Origin of the sequence: Escherichia sp. WS1265 (assembly GCF_046487585.1) — a bacterium.
In the GTDB taxonomy this organism is placed as follows: domain Bacteria; phylum Pseudomonadota; class Gammaproteobacteria; order Enterobacterales; family Enterobacteriaceae; genus Escherichia; species Escherichia coli.
On sequence record NZ_JBJQJE010000024.1, the window covers coordinates 58,779 to 78,115 of the forward strand.

Sequence of the window (19,337 nt, forward strand, 5' to 3'; positions counted from 1 at the left end):
GGATGTCGTTATTTCGCATCCGACTTATATTCGTATTCGTAATAGCCATAATCCTGATACGCGCTGGCGCGGCGGAAGATGGAGTTCAGAATCACCCCTTTCACCGGAATACCGTTTTGCTCAAAGCGGCTCAGACTGGTTTCCACTTCTTTCAAGGTGTTGACCGCATAACGCGCCACCATTAACGTGGTTCCGACATGACGACCAACAATTGCCGCATCGGTCACTGCCAGAATCGGCGGCGTATCAATCAACACCAGGTCATAGTTTTTACTCGCCCAGTTCACCAGTTCGGCAAAGCGTTCGCTCATCAACAGTTCAGAAGGATTTGGCGGCACCTGACCGCGCGGGATCAGGTCAAATTTGGCAATAGAGGTCGGTTTAGCAGCGGTAGTAATATCGCCCTGACCAATCAGAATTTCCGACAGGCCATTAACGTTATTAGTGCCCAACAGCTCGTGGGTGTAGCCTTTGCGCATATCGCAGTCGATCAACAACACGCGTTTATTGGTCTGGCTGATCACCGCCGCCAGGTTGGCGCAGACAAAGGTTTTACCAATTGACGGGCTAACCCCGGTCATCATCAACACATTGTTCTGTGCCTGCATCATCGCGAAGTGCAAACTGGTACGCAGACTACGGATGGCTTCAATCGCCAGATCGGTTGGATTCCCCACCGCCAGTAGCTGGCTCTGTTTATAGCGTTTAATCCCTTTGATGGTTTTGACGCTATCACGCGCTTTCTGCCATTCCGACAGCGGGATGCTGGCATAGACGCTAATACCGTGTTCTTCCAGTACTTGCGGGCTTTCAATGCCGCGATTAAACAACGAGCGCAGCAGCACACCCACGATAGAAAGCATCAGGCCAAGGATAATCGCGCCGAGGATAATCAGCCCTTTCTTCGGTTTCAGCACGCCAGGCTGAGTGATTGCCGGGTCAACAATGCGCACATCGCCGACGGTGCTGGCCTCGGTGATTTTCAGCTCCTGCTCTTTATTCAGCAGTTGCATATAGACCTGCTGACCAGACTCGACATCGCGGGTCAGACGGACAATCTCCTGCTGGGTTTTCGGCATCGCCGTTACGCGACCGTTAAGTTTGGCTTTTTCGTCTTCCAGCGCCTGACGTTTCTCCAGCAGCGTGCGGTACGCCGGGTGAACTTTGGTGTACAGCTTGGAGATTTCCGCCTCTTTAAAGGTCAGTTCGTTCAACTGCGCATCGATGTTCACCATCGAATCGAGCACCGCTTTTGCTTCCAGCGGCAGATCAACAGAATCTTTATCCTGACGGAAGGCATTCAGTTTGTTTTCGGCAACATCCAAGCGGCTACGTACTTCCGGTAACTGTTGCGCGAGGAAGGCGAGGCTTTTCGACGCTTCCGCCGATTTGCGCTCAATATTTTGTTCCTGATAGTTACGGGCGATGCTGTTAAGAATGTCGCGGATCTGTTCACGATCTTCACCGGTATAAGTCAGGCTCAAAACGCCAGCGTCTTTGCCGTTCTCCGTTACCGTCAGGCTGTTTTGCAGTTGGTTGATCATCCCCAGCGTGGAGTATTTGGTGACGGTAAACTCACTGCCCGGGCTGGCGTGAATGGCTTCAACCATCAGCGTGACGCCTTCTTTTTTCAGCATCTGGCCCGCTTGCCCCCGGGCGCTAAAGCCGCCGTCGCTGCTCAGGGTGTAGTTTTTGTTGTCCAGCACATTAAGCGTAAACACCTGATCCGCCATCTCTTTCGGGCGGTTAAAGGTGGTCACTTTCACCGTCTCGTTCTGACGTCCCATCAGGCGATCCCAGCCCGCACCGAAAATCGGGAACGTGTTTTTGCTCACTGCAATATCGAGGTCGAGATCGTCCACCGTTTTACCAAGCACCAGACGCGAACGAATCAACTGGATCTCGGCGTCCGATGCAGGCGGTTTGTTGGCTAATGCCGAACCAATGTCCTGCACTAACGAATTGCCGCTGTTTTGCTCGATTTGTACCAGTGCGTCGGCACTATAAATCGGCGTGGCGAAGAAGGTGTAAACCACGGCACAGAGGGCGAATACGGTGGTGATGCCAATCACCCACCAGCGCGCTTCAATGACGGTGCCGACCAGGCGACCAATATCGATTTCATCACTGCCCGTTACCGGAGCGGCATGTTGTTTTACTTTTTCTGTCATTCTTATACCTGCTCTGCGTTCAATGCCTGCGCCCACTGGCGGGCAGACCGTTCAAGTAATGTGTACACCGCTGCAAACGTTTCCCGGCTTTTGCGATACGGATCGGGGATTTCACATTCGTTATCCCAGTGACCAAACAGCATCACTTTGCCGCGCATCTCCGGTGCCATCTCGCATAAGCGTTCGATATGGCGCTTTTCCATGGTCAAAATCAGGTCGTAGTTGCGACACAGACGGCGGCTGATTTGACGGGCACAGTGACCTTCCAGAGACAGTTGATGTTCTGCGGCGACGCTGATAGCGGTAGGATCAGCGCCCTTACCGACCAGCGCGCCGAGTCCAGCGGACTCCACTTTCAGCTCCGGGTGATAACGTTGCAGTAAGCGTTCCGCCGTCGGGGAACGGCAAATATTGCCGACACAGACAACTAAGATGTTGTTAAACATGACGATTACCAGTTATGAATGTCGCTGGCTGTATCCGTCATGTAACGGACACCGCTAATAGTTGGCAGCAACTGATTGATCAGACGGTTCCAGCGGGAAACCGGGGCGGTGGTGACATACACCACGTCATAAGGTTGCAGGCGGAATTCTGTCGCCATCACCAGCGACGTGGCATCGGACATATCCAGCTGGTAGATATTGGCAATCTTGCCGTTACGCCCGCCCTCGCCTTTCAGCGGACGAATGACAAAGATGCCGCTGGCGTTGGAGGTGGTCATGTCGATGCCTTCAGCATTGCCCAGGGCTTCAGTCAGGGTCATGCCGCTAAAGTCCATTTTCAGGGTGCTCTGTTTCTTCACTTCACCCATCACAAATACTTTCAGATCATCATTACGTGGCACGTAGAGAATATCGCCGGGGTAAAGCAGGCGATTCTGGTTGAGGTCGCCGTTTTGCATCAGCGCCTGCAAAGAAATGCGCTCTTCACGACCATTGTGTGTTAGCACCACGTTGCGCCAGTCAGCGGTGTCGGTCAGGCCACCTGCGGCGTTGATGGCGTCGAGAATAGTCAGTGGCACGTTGGTGATCGCCTGTTGACCGGATTTATTCACCTGACCGGAGATATAGGCCTTTTGTGAGCGGAAGGCGGCGATATTAACGTCCACCTGCGGGTCAGCGATGTACGTCGCTAAGCGCCCGGTAATATCACTGCGGATTTCAGCGAGCGTTTTCCCGACTACGTGGACCTTGCCGATATACGGGTAAAACATAGTGCCGTCAGGCTGTACCCAGTTGCCGGTGTCGCTGGAGCTGCGGTACTGACCGGCTGGCGTGGTGAGTTCCGGGTGATCCCAGACGGTGACATTAAGAACGTCCCCCGGCCCGACGCGATACTGGTAATTCGCGATCTCACTTTCCAGCGTCATATTGGGGCGCGCTACATTCGGGCGTGGGCGTAATTGGTCAATCAGGCGCGGGGTCAGCGGATAAACATTCACCATTTTGTCGAGATCGAAATCAGCGTCCTGCTGTTTGATGACGTCTTTGCCCATCGTCGACATATTGCTGCCCGGAAGTACTGTGCAACCGCTTATCAAGGTTACTGACACCAATAATGGCATCAATTTCATTTTGGATTTCATCATTGTTTATTTATCACTTTGGCAGAGTAATTATCCTGTGCACTATTAATAGCAATGTCGCCATGCACATTTACCTTGCAGTTAATTGAATAAAAATTTAACTGGCATCAGTCCTAAAAAAATTGATTTCATCCGCAGGCTATTGACAGAATAATTCAGACTGGTCTTTCAGGCATCCAGACACGCTACCGCCCCTGGCTTTTTAGCTACCAATACACTGATTTAGTTTAATTTTTCACACCCTCTCAGCATGCAGTCGTTGATGAGAAAGGGTTATTACGGAAATTAACTTCCGAATATAAGGTGACATTATGGTAATTGAATATTGGCTTTCCAATAATGCAGGAGGAAGTGTTACAGCTAACGGAATAGCAGGCAAGATAACAATTCGGTAATTGGCTATTTTTAAGAATTATATTAAGTGTCATTCAATATGGTTTTTAGGAGTTTCTTTAGGTTGACAATATTTAATATAGTGTCTCCACATGCGATATTTCTTAAATAATGTTTTATTATTACCACTTTTAATTCAGGGATAATGTGAGGTTATTACCCTCAAATAATATGAGATAAATAGTGCTGCAACATTGCATTTTTGCCCCGATTTATCCATGATCGAATTGTGACATTTGTCATACAACGAATAGGTTTTGTACTTACTATGGAATGGATTGCCGATCCGTCTATCTGGGCCGGGTTAATCACGCTGATTGTGATCGAACTGGTCCTCGGCATTGATAACCTGGTCTTTATTGCCATCCTCGCCGAAAAACTACCGCCGAAGCAGCGTGACCGCGCACGGGTTACCGGGCTGCTGCTGGCAATGTTAATGCGCCTGTTACTGCTGGCGTCAATCTCCTGGCTGGTCACCCTGACTCAACCGCTGTTCAGCTTCCGCTCGTTTACCTTTAGCGCCCGCGACTTAATCATGCTGTTTGGTGGTTTCTTCCTGTTGTTCAAAGCCACGATGGAGCTGAACGAACGGCTGGAAGGGAAAGACAGCAATAATCCCACACAACGCAAAGGTGCGAAGTTCTGGGGCGTGGTGACGCAAATTGTGGTACTGGACGCCATTTTCTCACTCGACTCAGTGATTACCGCCGTCGGGATGGTCGACCATTTACTGGTCATGATGGCCGCCGTGGTTATCGCTATCAGCCTGATGTTGATGGCCAGCAAGCCGTTAACGCAATTTGTTAACAGTCACCCGACGATCGTTATTCTCTGCTTAAGCTTCCTGTTGATGATTGGCTTTAGCCTGGTGGCAGAAGGTTTCGGCTTCGTCATTCCGAAAGGCTACCTGTACGCTGCCATTGGTTTCTCGGTGATGATCGAGGCGCTCAATCAGTTGGCTATCTTTAACCGGCGACGTTTTCTTTCCGCTAACCAGACGCTGCGCCAGCGGACTACCGAAGCGGTAATGCGCCTGCTTAGCGGGCAAAAAGAAGATGCGGAACTGGACGCCGAAACCGCGTCCATGCTGGTGGATCATGGTAACCAGCAGATCTTTAATCCGCAGGAACGGCGGATGATTGAGCGGGTACTTAATCTTAACCAGCGTACCGTCAGCAGCATTATGACGTCGCGCCACGATATTGAGCATATCGATCTCAACGCGCCGGAAGAAGAAATCCGCCAGTTGCTGGAGCGAAATCAGCATACGCGGCTGGTGGTTACCGACGGTGATGACGCAGAAGATTTGCTCGGTGTTGTTCACGTTATCGACCTGCTACAACAGTCTCTGCGCGGCGAACCGCTCAACCTGCGGGTGTTGATTCGCCAGCCGCTGGTGTTCCCGGAAACCTTGCCGTTGTTACCTGCCCTGGAGCAGTTCCGTAATGCCCGCACGCACTTTGCTTTTGTGGTGGATGAGTTTGGCTCGGTGGAAGGGATTGTGACATTAAGTGACGTCACTGAAACCATTGCCGGTAACTTACCGAACGAAGTGGAAGAGATCGACGCCCGCCATGATATTCAGAAGAATGCGGACGGTTCCTGGACGGCGAATGGTCATATGCCGCTGGAGGATCTGGTGCAATATGTGCCGCTGCCGCTGGATGAAAAACGTGAATATCACACCATTGCCGGGCTGTTGATGGAGTATTTGCAGCGTATTCCAAAACCTGGCGAAGAAGTTCAGGTGGGGGATTATTTGCTTAAAACGTTGCAGGTAGAAAGCCATCGCGTGCAGAAGGTGCAGATTATACCGCTGCGTAAGGATGGCGAGATGGAGTACGAGGTGTGATGGTATCGGTCATTTTACCCAATAGCCGAAAGGAATAAGATGAGGGAACCGCGCCATCGGCGATTTACCGCCGGGAGCCCGGGTTGCCAGGGTGGTGGAGATTGAGCCACCCTGGCACGTTCACCGGCTTGAGCGTTCCATAGTAGCGAGGAACATCAAGTGAACGGAACAGCCTTCGATCTTACATATTCAGAATATAATGATGCCGCCACGAACGCCTGATGCGACGCTTTACGCGTCTTATCAGGCCTACAGGACTGGTCACCTGGTAACCTACATCTTCTCCAGCAACTTCTTCACATCTTTGCCATTACGGGAATCTTTATTCCGCTCGGCCCAGTCATTCAGGCGACGTTTCGCTTCGTCCTGTAGATGTTTGCGCAGTAACTGATCCACTTGCAGGCTGTAATTGAGTTGCTGCCAGTTGCCATAAACCCGCAGCGGTACTGGCGTTTCTTTCAGGAAATCAATCAGTTTGCTTTCCCCGTTCCAGCCACCCACGACCCGAATATCAAACTGGGTGTCGCAGGTTTGATCTGCCAGATTCAACATGCCTTCCCCTGTCAGCGCCAGCACAGGCGATTGACCTTGCATGTCGTTTAACGTCACGACGCCATCCTTCAACGTCAAATCGGTGGTAAAGCGGTCAAGCCGCGTCACGTTATCAAAGTTTTCAGCGGCCTTCACATCACCGCCATTACGCTCTACCGCTTGCTGAATCATCTGCTGGAAGTTCATCCCTTCCATGCGCGTGTCGGTCATTTCGACATGTGCCTGTCCTTGCCAGTTGTGGCGGAATGCGTCGGCATCTATGTCAGCACCGGAGAAATCACCAGCCAGTGACATTTTTCCGGTCAACGAAATCGGATAGTTAAACGCCTTCAGAATGGTACCAATCTCAACGTTTTCCAGCCGTGGCTGGAAGTTTATCCGCGGATTTATTGATGTCGCGTCCAGCGTGCCCGGCAGTGAAACCTGTCCACCGTTAAGTTTGCCCTGCAGTTGAGTAATTTCCAGCAAACCCGACTTGTTGGTCATTTGCGTGGCAACATCTGTAAAATTCATTCCGCGCCAGCGCACGTTACTGGCCTGCAACAAAATATCAGCCGTAAAGCCTTGCAGTCCCTGATAGGCCGGTTCATCAATACGCGAAGAAATGACCGGGCGCGGCAACGTTGATTGGCTCTGCCCCTGCTGCGCGGCACCGTTTTCACCATTCGCGGTTTCATTAAGCGGGATGAGGTTGTCAAGATTCAGTTGCGGGAATTGCAGTCTCAGCTGCCATTCCGGTTTCTCTGTCAGCGTAACCTGTGCTTGCCCGCTTAGCGTACTATCATTGGCGGTCAAACTAATTTGGTTAAATGAAAGGCGTTTATGTGACTCCTGCCACTGGGCCTGGAAACTCCCCTGCCCCTGAATACCTTGTTTTGGTAAATCGGCACCCTGCAACTGCCAGTTAATTTGTTCAATAGCCGCCGTTAAATCATGCGGATAATCAGAAGCATCTACCGTACCGTTAAGGGATATCGTGAGGTCGCGCTGATCGCGATTAACCCGCCCGGAGAACTCAAATGAGCCACGATGTTGGGGATCTTGTTCCATTTGCAGGCGGATATTGCGGATTGTCACCTGCTCGTCATCTTCATGCTGGAACACCAGCACGCTGTCCGCCATCTTAAGACTGGATATATCAAACGACCATCCGCGATCGTCTGACAGATCCGGCAAGGTATTGTCGCGCGGTGCAACCGGAGCGTCTTCACTGCGCACCGCTTCCGTCTGCGGCGTCAGTTGGATCACAGCCCCTTTTAGCATCACCTGCTTAACGCTCAGTTGATGACTCAGTAGTGGTAAAAGCGCCACGTCCAGACGCATGTTGTCGGCGCGAACCAGTGGCTGGCTTGCGCCCTGGGCGGTGAGAGACATTCGCCCGGAGAGGATACTAAGCTGCGGCCAGACGTGCCAACGCAGTGGCCCGTCGAGCTGCAATTGATAACCGCTACGTGCAGCAACTTGCTTGACCATATAGTCGCGGAAATCATTCGGATTCACCAGCAACACTAACGCAGATAACCCGGCCACCAGCACGACCAGGAGTATCATCAGCGTCGTCAGAAATCGTCTCATGGTATCCTCAATGGGCCTGAATTAGTCTTTATCGATTCGGCTGGCTACCGCGCCCTGCTGGTTGCGATATTTCGCATCTTCACGGCGGTTGTAAGGTCGCGCCGCCGGGCCGGAAAGCGGCTCAAAGCTCAGCGCACCAATTAACATGCCCGGACGCAGCGCCAGCGGCAGCTTACCGGAGTTGTAGAACTCCAGCACAATGCAGCCAGACCAGCCCGGATCGATGCGGTGCGCGGTGACGTGCACCATCAGCCCCAGACGCGCCAATGAGGAACGCCCGTCCAGCCAGCCCACCAGATCGGCTGGCAGCGTCACCGACTCCAGCGTCACCGCCAGCGCCAGCTCTCCTGGGTGAAGATAGAACGCCTCGCTTTCATCGAGAACGATCTCATCGCTCATCACGCGGTCAAGCGCGGCGCTCACTTCATCTTTGGGACCGCTCAGATCGATAAACGCTGCCGTGTGACCACGGAAGGTACGAAATTTATTGCCCAGGCGCACATCCACCGTCGCGCCGTTAATACGCTCCACTGGCGGACGTGGGTTGATCGACAAACGGCCTTCATCAAGCCAGGCTTCAATATCTCGGTCACACAGACGCATGGCATTTTCTCCTTTCGAGCATCACTCCCTTAACGCCAATTACGTCAAGGGCATACCAGGTTATCACTGAACGGTACACAATTTATCAAGCTTATTCAAAGAACTGACTTATTTTCGCTTTCAATATATCGATCGCGATGCGGTTTTTCCCGCCGCGCGGCACGATAATGTCCGCATATTGTTTAGAAGGCTCAATGAATTGCAGGAACATCGGGCGCACGGTTTTTTGATATTGCGCCATCACTGAATCCATTGAACGCCCACGCTCGTTAACGTCACGCTTGATGCGGCGCATCAGGCAGATATCCAGCGGGGTATCAACGAAAATGGAGAAGTTAAGTTCGTCACGCAAACGCGCATCCGTTAGCAGCAAAATGCCTTCGAGAATGATGACTTTCTTCGGCTCAACCGTCACCGTTTCTTTCATACGCGTATGTTCAACATAGCTGTAAACCGGCAGGTCAATGGCCGAGCCGCGTTTCAACGCTTGTAAATGCTCAAGCAACAGGCTGTGATCCATCGCGCTGGGATGGTCGTAGTTGGTCTTAACGCGTTCTTCCATCGACAGATGGCTTTGATCTTTGTAATAGCAGTCTTCGGGAATTACGCCGATGTGTTCATCACCGACTTGCTCACGTAATTCACGATAAAGGGTACTGGCAATAAGACTCTTGCCGGAAGCCGATGCGCCAGCGATACCGATAATGACGCACTGATGAGACTGATCAGTCATATATTTAGCGACCTGATTAACCTGGATGTTAGGAAGGGGGCGACGAAGCGCCAAACGCGGCAATTATAGGGATTTCATCCGCCTGATACCAGTCGAATAGCGTTGCCGCGCGCTCAGAGTTAATTGTTGACGAAGAATTCCCGGTGGCAAATTACGTTGATCAGTTTTATACAAGGTAAAAATTGTTATACGCAGTTGCGCAAATTATCCGCCTTTACGTCACTTTATGAGCAATTCGCATATAAAATGTAAAACTTTTGTACTAGCATAAACACAGAAACGAATACTGGCGACCTGGTCTTGCGGATAAAGCGGTAATGAGCAAACAATCACAGCATGTATTAATTGCCCTGCCCCACCCGCTGCTTCACCTGGTCAGTTTAGGTTTAGTCTCGTTTATCTTTACCCTTTTCTCGCTTGAGTTTTCGCAGTTTGGCACCCAACTCGCCCCACTGTGGTTCCCGACGTCCATCATGATGGTGGCGTTTTATCGCCATGCCGGGCGCATGTGGCCGGGGATTGCGCTGAGCTGCTCGCTGGGAAATATCGCCGCATCCATCCTGCTTTTTTCCACCAGCTCGCTGAACATGACCTGGACGACCATCAATATTGTTGAAGCCGTGGTCGGGGCAGTGCTACTGCGTAAATTGCTGCCGTGGTATAACCCATTGCAAAATCTGGCTGACTGGCTGCGTCTGGCACTCGGCAGCGCCATTGTTCCACCTCTGTTAGGGGGTGTTCTGGTTATCCTGCTGACGCCCGGAGACGATCCTCTCAGGGCATTTTTGATATGGGTACTGTCAGAATCCATCGGCGCACTGGCACTGGTGCCGCTGGGATTGTTATTTAAACCACACTATCTGCTGCGCCATCGCAACCCACGGTTGCTTTTTGAGTCGCTGCTCACGTTAGCCATCACACTGACGTTAAGCTGGCTTTCGATGCTGTATCTGCCGTGGCCTTTTACTTTCATTATTGTGCTGTTGATGTGGAGCGCCGTGCGCCTGCCACGAATGGAAGCCTTTTTGATCTTCCTTACCACGGTGATGATGGTGTCACTGATGATGGCCGCGGATCCCTCCCTGCTTGCTACGCCGCGTACATACCTGATGAGCCATATGCCGTGGCTACCGTTTTTGCTGATCCTGCTGCCCGCCAACATCATGACCATGGTGATGTATGCCTTTCGTGCGGAACGCAAACACATTTCCGAAAGCGAAACCCGTTTTCGTAATGCCATGGAATATTCCGCCATCGGCATGGCATTAGTGGGCACCGAGGGACAATGGCTGCAATCCAACAAAGCGCTCTGCCAGTTTCTCGGTTACAGTCAGGAAGAACTGCGCGGACTCACCTTTCAGCAACTGACCTGGCCGGAGGATCTCAATAAAGATCTGCAACAGGTTGAAAAGCTGATCAGCGGTGAAATAAACACCTATTCAATGGAAAAACGCTACTACAACCGCAATGGCGATGTTGTCTGGGCGTTGCTTGCCGTCTCACTGGTGCGCCACACGGATGGCACGCCGCTCTATTTTATCGCTCAGATTGAAGACATTAACGAGCTAAAACGCACCGAACAGGTGAACAAGCAACTGATGGAGCGCATCACGCTGGCTAACGAAGCGGGCGGGATTGGCATCTGGGAGTGGGAGCTAAAGCCGAATATTTTTAGCTGGGATAAGCGGATGTTCGAGCTGTATGAAATTCCTCCGCATATCAAACCGAACTGGCAGGTGTGGTACGAGTGCGTGCTGCCGGAAGATCGCCAGCACGCCGAAAAAGTGATTCGCGATTCATTGCAATCACGCTCGCCCTTTAAGCTGGAATTTCGCATTGCCGTGAAAGATGGCATCCGCCATATCCGCGCCCTCGCCAACCGGGTACTGAATAAAGAAGGCGAAGTCGAACGTCTGCTCGGCATTAATATGGATATGACCGAGGTTAAACAGCTTAACGAGGCATTGTTTCAGGAAAAAGAGCGCCTGCACATTACGCTGGATTCCATCGGTGAAGCCGTGGTCTGTATTGATATGGCGATGAAAATTACCTTTATGAATCCGGTGGCGGAGAAGATGAGCGGCTGGACGCAGGAAGAAGCGTTAGGTGTTCCACTCCTGACGGTGTTGCATATTACTTTTGGCGACAACGGACCATTAATGGAGAACATTTACAGTGCCGACACCTCACGTTCCGCGATTGAACAAGATGTGGTGTTGCACTGCCGAAGCGGCGGCAGCTACGACGTGCATTACAGTATTACGCCGTTAAGTACTCTGGACGGCAGCAATATAGGCTCGGTTCTGGTGATTCAGGACGTCACCGAATCGCGCAAAATGCTGCGCCAGCTGAGCTACAGCGCCTCCCATGATGCACTGACGCATCTCGCCAATCGCGCCAGTTTTGAGAAGCAACTGCGTATCCTGCTGCAAACGGTAAACAGTACACATCAGCGACATGCACTGGTGTTTATCGATCTTGATCGCTTTAAAGCGGTGAATGACAGCGCCGGGCACGCCGCTGGCGACGCTTTACTGCGCGAACTGGCGTCATTGATGCTGAGTATGCTGCGCTCCAGCGACGTGCTGGCGCGACTCGGTGGCGATGAATTTGGTCTGCTGCTGCCAGATTGTAATGTCGAAAGTGCGCGTTTTATCGCTACACGCATTATCAGCGCCGTGAATGACTATCACTTTATCTGGGAAGGACGAGTACATCGGGTAGGTGCCAGTGCCGGGATTACCTTGATTGATGACAACAATCATCAGGCGGCTGAAGTGATGTCGCAGGCTGATATCGCCTGTTATGCCTCCAAAAATGGTGGCCGGGGCCGGGTGACGGTTTACGAACCGCAGCAAGCTGCCGCACATAGCGAACGGGCGGCGATATCGCTTGATGAACAGAGGCGGATGATTAAAGAGAATCAGTTGATGATGATCGCCCACGGTGTCGCTTCGCCGCGGATCCCGCAAGCGCGTAATTTGTGGCTGATTTCACTTAAGCTCTGGAGTTGCGAAGGCGAGATTATTGATGAACAAACATTTCGTCGTAGCTTCAGCGATCCGGCACTTAGCCATGCTCTTGACCGACGGGTATTCCACGATTTTTTCCAGCAGGCCGCAAAAGCGATTGCCAGTAAAGGCTTAAGCATCGCCCTCCCCCTTTCCGTTGCCGGTTTGAGTAGCGCCACGCTGGTGAATGAACTAATTGAGCAGCTGGAAAATAGCCCTCTACCACCACGGTTATTACATCTGATTATTCCGGCAGACGCGATTTTAGATCACGCAGCAAGCGTGCAAAAACTGCGGCTGGCGGGATGTCGGATCGTATTCAGTCAGGTGGGCCGCGATCTGCAAATCTTCAACTCGCTGAAAGCAAATATGGCAGATTACCTGCTACTTGATGGTGAGTTATGCGCCAGCGTGCAGGGTAATTTGATGGATGAGATGCTGATTACGATTATTCAGGGGCATGCTCAGCGACTCGGGATGAAAACCATCGCCGGGCCAGTCGTTTTACCCTTAGTGATGGATACGCTTTCGGGCATCGGCGTCGATCTGATTTATGGTGATGTGATTGCCGATGCCCAACCGCTGGATTTGCTGGTGAATAGCAGTTATTTCGCGATTAACTAAGGCGTGCTTCCCCATCGACTGATGCGGCGTATCAGGCCTACAATTCGTCCGTTCCGTCTGGTTGCCAGCCTTCCGTATACCAGATATGCAACAGCGCATAAGAACGCCAGGGCTTCCAGCGTTCGGCATAACGGCGGATTTGTGCCGGTGTCATTCCCGGAAATCGCTGTTTAATCAGATAATCATCCGGCAGGAAAACATCTTTCGCCTGCCAGCCACGTAAGGCGAAATAATTCGCCGTCCAGCGCCCGATACCCGGAAAAGTTTGCAGCGTTTTCATCGCTTGTTCTACGTCGCTCGGTATTGTCATTGGTAAGGTGCCCTCCAGCGCCGCATTTGCCAGATGAATCAGTGCCTCTGCCCGTTTCAACGGCATACCTAACGCTTTTAATGCCTGCGGGTCGGCTGCAGCCAGCCGCTGAGGCGTGGGGAAGCAGACATAATCCGGAAAATCATCCAACCGTTCGCCATAAAGCTGTGCCACTCTGGCGGTCAATTTTGCCGCCATCGCCACGCTCACCAGTTGGCCTAAAATCGCCCGCACGCCCTGCTCAAAAGCATCAACACTGCCGGGTAAACGCAATCCGGGCCGCGCCGCGCCTAACTTGCCCAACGCACCGTTAACAATCTGCGGGTTACATTGCAGATCAAACAGGCGGCTCATTTTCGCCAGACACTCTGCGGCAACAGGTTCTAAACCTGCACTTAAATTTATGTGCAGAGTATGGCGGGCTATATCCGGAATAGCAGTCACCACGCCGCGATATTCGCCCATCGCCAGACTACGGGCATAATAATCGTCAGCGACCGTTTCCACACCGTTCACCGCACGGGCGGCGAGAAATCCCAACATCCACGACCAGTCATACGGCGGCTGCCAGTTCAGGGTATACATCGCATCTCCTTGTTAATCCGCTTTCAGCATAAACGTTATTCAGACGCTGCGCTTTGCTTTCATATTCCGGTTGTCGCGACGGCAACATTTCGCTAAAGTCACGCCCCTTCTTCACCGGCATGGGGATTATTTCGTGTTTATTGGTTTTGATTACGGTACAGCAAACTGTTCAGTGGCGGTCATGCGCGACGGTAAACCGCATTTGCTAAAAATGGAAAACGACAGCACGCTGCTGCCTTCAATGCTTTGCGCGCCAACGCGTGAAGCGGTAAGCGAATGGCTGTACCGCCATCATGACGTTCCGGCAGACGACGATGAAACGCAGGCGCTGCTGCGTCGGGCGATTCGTTATAACCGCGAAGAAGATATCGATGTTACGGCGAAAAGCGTGCAGTTCGGTCTTTCCTCACTGGCACAGTACATTGATGATCCAGAAGAGGTGTGGTTTGTGAAATCACCAAAATCGTTCCTCGGTGCCAGCGGCTTAAAACCGCAGCAGGTAGCGCTGTTTGAGGATCTGGTCTGCGCAATGATGCTGCACATTCGCCAGCAGGCGCAGGCGCAATTGCCAGAAGCGATTACCCAGGCGGTGATTGGTCGCCCGATCAACTTCCAGGGGCTGGGCGGCGATGAAGCAAACGCCCAGGCACAAGGGATTCTGGAGCGCGCAGCGAAGCGTGCCGGGTTTAAGGACGTGGTATTCCAGTACGAGCCGGTGGCGGCTGGGCTGGATTACGAAGCCACCTTGCAGGAAGAAAAACGGGTGCTGGTGGTGGATATTGGTGGTGGTACGACTGACTGTTCATTGCTGCTGATGGGGCCGCAGTGGCGTTCGCGTCTCGATCGTGAAGCCAGCCTGCTGGGTCACAGTGGTTGCCGTATTGGCGGTAACGATCTGGATATCGCACTGGCGTTTAAAAACCTGATGCCGTTACTGGGCATGGGTGGCGAAACCGAAAAAGGCATCGCCCTGCCGATTCTGCCGTGGTGGAATGCGGTTGCCATCAACGACGTCCCTGCGCAAAGTGATTTCTACAGTAGTGCCAACGGTCGTCTGCTTAACGATCTGGTACGCGATGCCCGCGAACCGGAAAAAGTGGCCCTGTTACAGAAAGTCTGGCGTCAGCGTTTAAGCTATCGCCTGGTACGTAGCGCAGAAGAGAGCAAAATTGCGCTTTCAAGCGTAGCGGAAACCCGCGCCTCACTGCCGTTTATCAGCGATGAACTGGCTACGCTGATTAGCCAGCAAGGGCTGGAAAGCGCCCTCAACCAGCCACTGGCGCGGATTCTGGAACAGGTGCAACTGGCGCTGGATAACGCCCAGGAAAAACCGGATGTCATCTATCTGACTGGTGGTAGCGCCCGATCGCCGCTGATTAAAAAAGCGCTGGCAGAACAGTTGCCGGGCATTCCGATTGCAGGCGGCGATGACTTTGGCTCCGTCACCGCCGGGCTGGCACGCTGGGCGGAAGTGGTGTTTCGTTAATTGAAAAATGGCTCAGTAGCGGCTTAAATCAGCCTTCGCCTGAGCCAGTTTTTCTGCCGCCTGACGTAGCTGCTCCATCAACGGCATGGTCCGTGCTGGAGCATGAAGGCGGAATCGCTGCAACTCTGTCGCACCGACAGTCAACGCCGATTCCAGCCGATGTCGTTTGGCGGTCATTTTCGCCATTACCGCTTGTCTGTCTGCTGGCGTTACCGCTTCATTCGGCCTGAAAACAAAACGGCGTTCGCAACTCGCTTTCCAGTCGATAACCGCCTGGGTCAGATGATCACCAAAACCTTTTACTTGCTTAACGCTCCGTCGGGTAACATCTGCGGCGGTTTCAATACCAAAGGACCGTAACGCCGCTTTACGCGCAGGGCCAACGCCGGGAATAGAGGCAACATCAATAAAAAATCCCTCCAGAAACTTCTGCTTCTGCCGTTCCCTTGCGGTGTCCTGAAGTGCTGCCAGATCGCGCTTTTCTTCTTCCGGTAACCCAAGAATTTCGTCCTTCATTTTTTCGAGCATCGTCCGTTTGGCGATAAAACCTTCCAGCCCGCCCAACTGTTGGATCTGGCTGACTAAATGGTCATAGTCCATTTTTGCGCGATTAAAAGCCTCTCTTTGTCGCTGGACTTCTGCTTTGTACGCTTTGCTTGTCAGGCTGCCAATAATCCAGATAGCCGCCAGCACGGGAACCAAAATGATATAACGCGGTTCTACCTGAAGGCCGCAAAGCAGCAGCGATAACGCTGACAGTGCGATCTCAATCAGAATGATGTATTCACGCCTTAACAGGCCTAAAGGAAGCGGCCTGCCAGTCGGTTGGAAATGATCGGGTAATGGCAGTTGCAATGCTGGTGGTGCTACTGACGCCATCACCATCGCCCAGACTTTCGCCAGCACAAAATCACCGCTGGTGGTAATGACCTCTTCGCCGAGATCAATAAAATAGATAACGCCTTGATTATCCAGCGCACACCACGGGCAGTCAGTCAAATGACCGGGGTAAACATGCATTGCCGAAACGGTACATTTCTTTAACTGTTGGCGTAGTAAATCAAGTGCCGCAACCCACGCTTTTGCCGTCGGACGCCCGGTTGCCACGCCACTTTCCGTGAATGCCTGCTGAAACATGGCTTCAACATCACCTGGTAACATCGACAGCGGAATAGATCGTGGCGGCGGTTTTAAACCACGTCGCTGATTATCTGACGCGTAGGCATAACGGAAATGGGCAATATCCGTCTCCAGCGCATTACCCGCATCAGAGATAAGCGGTACACCGGAATAAGGATGCCGACCACCAAACAAGACGTGAAAAATCAGCAACGCAAGGCCAAAATTATCGTGATTCGCGGTGCGTTCAAAGCCAACAAATGACGACAAGGTTTGTAGCTCTGGCGGCGTAAAATGCGACACGCCAACTTCGCATAAATGCAACGTGCCATTAGCGTTAATCTGAAAGGAGTCGCTATCAATCAACACCACTTTGCTGTCGCGACCTACCATAAAGCTGTTCTGGTTTACGTCACCCACGACGTGCCCGTGCTCGTGAATCGTAGCAAAAGATGAAGCAATATTGCGCGCAACATAGAGTAGAAAATCCCACGCACAATGAGGGTAACTCTGGCGACGATGTGCCGGGCTATAGATCATATGAATCGGTTCTTTACCTGAAACCTTCGGCATCATAAAACCGATAACCTTTCCGCCTCGTCCACCGTGAAGCGTTGCCTGCGGCCAGGCGACATAATTCAACAATTGCGCGTCAGCTGTCGCAGCCATAAAGGCAAGTTTGTCCTGTTTTAAGGCGGGTGGCGGCGTGTGATAAATCTTGGCAACGCTATCGGCAAACTCCTCGATATCATAAACCGCACCTTCACCGCCTTTGCCCAGTTCACGGCCTGGCGTAACGCACTCACCAGTAGCAGTATATAAAGTGGGTTTCATGGTAACCACATAGCCAGTGCCAACGTTTTATCATCATCCGTACGCTCGTTTACCGCCGGGCTGGACAAAAACTGCTTTAACAATTCAGGTAATAAATCGAGTTGTTCCTGCGTTGCTGACGCCAGTCCATTGAAAAACGGGGTAAAGAAAGGCACATGCGGAGAATTATCCAGCATATTTAACGCCAGTCTCTGAATACCATCCGTAAATGCTGCAACTCTATGCGCACGCTCAGTGCTGGTGAAAGTTTCCAGTCTGGAAACGGCATCTTCATCGGTAATGAAATGCGTCATGTTGGCATATTCACCCACCATCGGCGTGAGAGGCAATTGCAGACCGTGACCCAAATCTACCACCACGCCGCCATCGCCAATCTGCATAATCAAGGTGCCGTCAGGCGATGAAATCAGTCCCAGAAATGTGCAGGCAAAATCGCGAACCGCTAATTCTTTGGCTTCCGCCTCGGCAAAAAGTCGCTGACGAACGGTCAGCACAATATCCGTTGCGAGGACATCATTAAGCCCCAATTCCCCGCCCTGCACTTTTTGCATCATATAAGCCATCGCTTCATTGACGGCAAGCGTCGCACCTTCGCCACCCTGCGAAACGCTGCCTGCGCCATCAGCGACAAATACCGTCAATAATGGCTGCTGGTCTTCTAGCCAGGCAACCTGCATCTGGCAGGCATCCTGGCAAGGCAAGTCCGCGCTGATGTGCGACGTTCCAACGGTTGATGCATAGACCAGACGCCAGCTCACACTGACGTCCAGCCTTTTGGCGCTTCCAGCACAACTTCCGTTCCCGGCGTGGAGCGGGAAACCGAACGCAGCGAACTGGATAACCAGCTAAACAGTTCACGGAATTGTAATCCCTGCAGTGGCAAAGGCTGACGAACGCTGATTTGTGCCAAAGTCTTCATATCCGCCCCCTGAACACCGATGGAAAAGAAGGCAAACTTCTTATCTTCTTCCCCCTGAAACACTTTGTTGGCGGCAGCCTGCCACTCATCGGTTGGAGCGCCATCAGTGATCAGGAAAATCCACGGGCGATAATACGAAATACCATTGGCACGATACTCACGTTTGCGCTCCTCAACCATATTCAGGGCTTTGGTAATGGCAGCGCCCATTGGTGTATCGCCCTGGGCAAACAGGATGGGCGGGAAAAAATTAGCGGCGCTGGTAAAGGGTTGTTCCACATGCACCGGGCCGAACGTCACAATACCGAGTTCCACTCTTTTTAAGGCCAGCGAATCGGCAAGCAGCTCATCGCGAAAGGTAACCAATCCGGCGTTAAGTTCATTAATGGGTCTACCGTTCATAGAACCAGAAACATCCAGCAGCAAAATGCAGGGGCAACGTGGTTCCGGGTTACTGGCAAAATCGCTGGTGGCAAACGTGATTTGTTCGCTCATAAGAAATCCTTTCTTAGAGAATTATTGAGGTCCGGTATCATACCGATTGCAATAATGAAATAAGAGCAAACGAAGAAACTTTCAGAATTAGGCCCGGCGGCGCAGAAAATTTTGCTATTCGCCTCGCAAGAACGGAGAGCCGTCGATTGACACTAAGGGCGGAGTGACATAATTTCAGGAGTGAGGGTTAGGGAGAGGTTTCCCCCTCCCCCTGGTGTTCTTAGTAAGCCTGGAAGCTAATCACTAAGAGTATCACCAGTATGATGACGTGCTTCATCATAACCCTTTCCTTATTAAAAGTCCTCTTCTCCGGGAGAGGGTTTCCCGTTTCAGCGTCCCGCTGAAATCGTCGGCTTACCTCCTTTCGCCCTGAATGCAGTCTATCGCTAACGCGTGAACAAAATAGTTTCCTCTGTGATTATTGCGTAACGTCTCGCAAAGAATATTTGCTGGCAGGATCGCAGACTACAAAGCCTGCGGATTGACA

General features: G+C 52.0%; 14 protein-coding genes. 3 read left to right on the plus strand and 11 right to left on the minus strand.

Annotated features, from left to right (window positions below; genetic code table 11):
• Nucleotides 1–8: 8 nt before the first annotated feature.
• The 3 genes from wzc to wza are packed head-to-tail and all read right to left on the minus strand — an operon-like array spanning nt 9 to nt 3,762.
• Nucleotides 9–2,171, minus strand: a complete 2,163-nt coding sequence (gene wzc / locus ACJHX3_RS20730; protein WP_000137196.1) for a tyrosine-protein kinase Wzc — start codon at nt 2,169–2,171, stop codon at nt 9–11.
• Between the two features lie 2 nt (nt 2,172–2,173).
• The gene (wzb, locus tag ACJHX3_RS20735) at nt 2,174–2,617 is read right to left on the minus strand and encodes a low molecular weight protein-tyrosine-phosphatase Wzb (RefSeq protein ID WP_000482901.1); all 444 of its coding nucleotides are present in this window, start codon (nt 2,615–2,617) and stop codon (nt 2,174–2,176) included.
• Nucleotides 2,618–2,622: 5 nt separating this feature from the next.
• On the minus strand, nt 2,623–3,762 hold the full coding sequence (gene wza / locus ACJHX3_RS20740) for a polysaccharide export protein Wza (protein WP_000978094.1): 1,140 nt from the start codon (nt 3,760–3,762) through the stop codon (nt 2,623–2,625).
• A 658-nt stretch (nt 3,763–4,420) separates the two neighbouring features.
• On the opposite strand from wza, the gene ACJHX3_RS20745 reads away from it, so the two are divergent.
• Nucleotides 4,421–6,004: a TerC family protein gene (locus tag ACJHX3_RS20745; RefSeq protein WP_000454701.1), complete on the plus strand. Its 1,584-nt coding sequence runs from the start codon at nt 4,421–4,423 to the stop codon at nt 6,002–6,004.
• 273 nt (nt 6,005–6,277) lie between these two features.
• On the opposite strand, the gene asmA is transcribed toward ACJHX3_RS20745, so the two are convergent.
• The 3 genes from asmA to udk form a co-directional block, all read right to left on the minus strand.
• Nucleotides 6,278–8,131 (minus strand): outer membrane assembly protein AsmA, encoded by a 1,854-nt coding sequence (asmA, locus tag ACJHX3_RS20750; RefSeq protein WP_138217209.1) that lies wholly within the window; start codon nt 8,129–8,131, stop codon nt 6,278–6,280.
• A 21-nt stretch (nt 8,132–8,152) separates the two neighbouring features.
• Nucleotides 8,153–8,734, minus strand: coding sequence for a dCTP deaminase (gene dcd, locus ACJHX3_RS20755; protein WP_001234777.1), 582 nt, complete (start codon nt 8,732–8,734; stop codon nt 8,153–8,155).
• 91 nt (nt 8,735–8,825) lie between these two features.
• Complete coding sequence (gene udk / locus ACJHX3_RS20760; RefSeq protein ID WP_001295424.1) at nt 8,826–9,467, minus strand: uridine kinase; 642 nt, start codon at nt 9,465–9,467, stop codon at nt 8,826–8,828.
• A gap of 317 nt (nt 9,468–9,784) precedes the next feature.
• Here udk and ACJHX3_RS20765 point away from each other — a divergent pair, with 317 nt between their 5' ends.
• Complete coding sequence (locus ACJHX3_RS20765) at nt 9,785–13,102, plus strand: diguanylate cyclase (protein WP_000043669.1); 3,318 nt, start codon at nt 9,785–9,787, stop codon at nt 13,100–13,102.
• A 37-nt stretch (nt 13,103–13,139) separates the two neighbouring features.
• Here ACJHX3_RS20765 and alkA read toward each other — a convergent pair whose 3' ends face one another.
• The gene (gene alkA, locus ACJHX3_RS20770; RefSeq protein ID WP_000288344.1) at nt 13,140–13,997 is read right to left on the minus strand and encodes a DNA-3-methyladenine glycosylase 2; all 858 of its coding nucleotides are present in this window, start codon (nt 13,995–13,997) and stop codon (nt 13,140–13,142) included.
• A 133-nt stretch (nt 13,998–14,130) separates the two neighbouring features.
• Here alkA and yegD point away from each other — a divergent pair, with 133 nt between their 5' ends.
• Nucleotides 14,131–15,483 (plus strand): molecular chaperone, encoded by a 1,353-nt coding sequence (gene yegD / locus ACJHX3_RS20775; protein WP_000469680.1) that lies wholly within the window; start codon nt 14,131–14,133, stop codon nt 15,481–15,483.
• A gap of 12 nt (nt 15,484–15,495) precedes the next feature.
• Here the strand turns inward: yegD and yegI are convergent, their stop codons facing one another.
• The 4 genes from yegI to ibsA all read right to left on the minus strand — a co-directional run bounded on the left by yegI (nt 15,496) and on the right by ibsA (nt 19,130).
• The gene (gene yegI / locus ACJHX3_RS20780; protein ID WP_061092865.1) at nt 15,496–17,436 is read right to left on the minus strand and encodes a protein kinase YegI; all 1,941 of its coding nucleotides are present in this window, start codon (nt 17,434–17,436) and stop codon (nt 15,496–15,498) included.
• Nucleotides 17,433–18,194 carry a protein-serine/threonine phosphatase PphC gene (gene pphC, locus ACJHX3_RS20785; protein WP_000119093.1) on the minus strand — a complete coding sequence of 254 codons (762 nt, stop codon included), beginning with the start codon at nt 18,192–18,194 and terminating at the stop codon, nt 17,433–17,435. The genes yegI and pphC overlap by 4 nt, the downstream gene beginning before the upstream one ends.
• The gene (locus ACJHX3_RS20790; protein ID WP_000003164.1) at nt 18,191–18,850 is read right to left on the minus strand and encodes a vWA domain-containing protein; all 660 of its coding nucleotides are present in this window, start codon (nt 18,848–18,850) and stop codon (nt 18,191–18,193) included. The genes pphC and ACJHX3_RS20790 overlap by 4 nt, the downstream gene beginning before the upstream one ends.
• 220 nt (nt 18,851–19,070) lie before the next feature.
• Complete coding sequence (gene ibsA, locus ACJHX3_RS20795) at nt 19,071–19,130, minus strand: type I toxin-antitoxin system toxin IbsA (RefSeq protein ID WP_010723109.1); 60 nt, start codon at nt 19,128–19,130, stop codon at nt 19,071–19,073.
• Nucleotides 19,131–19,337: the final 207 nt, after the last annotated feature.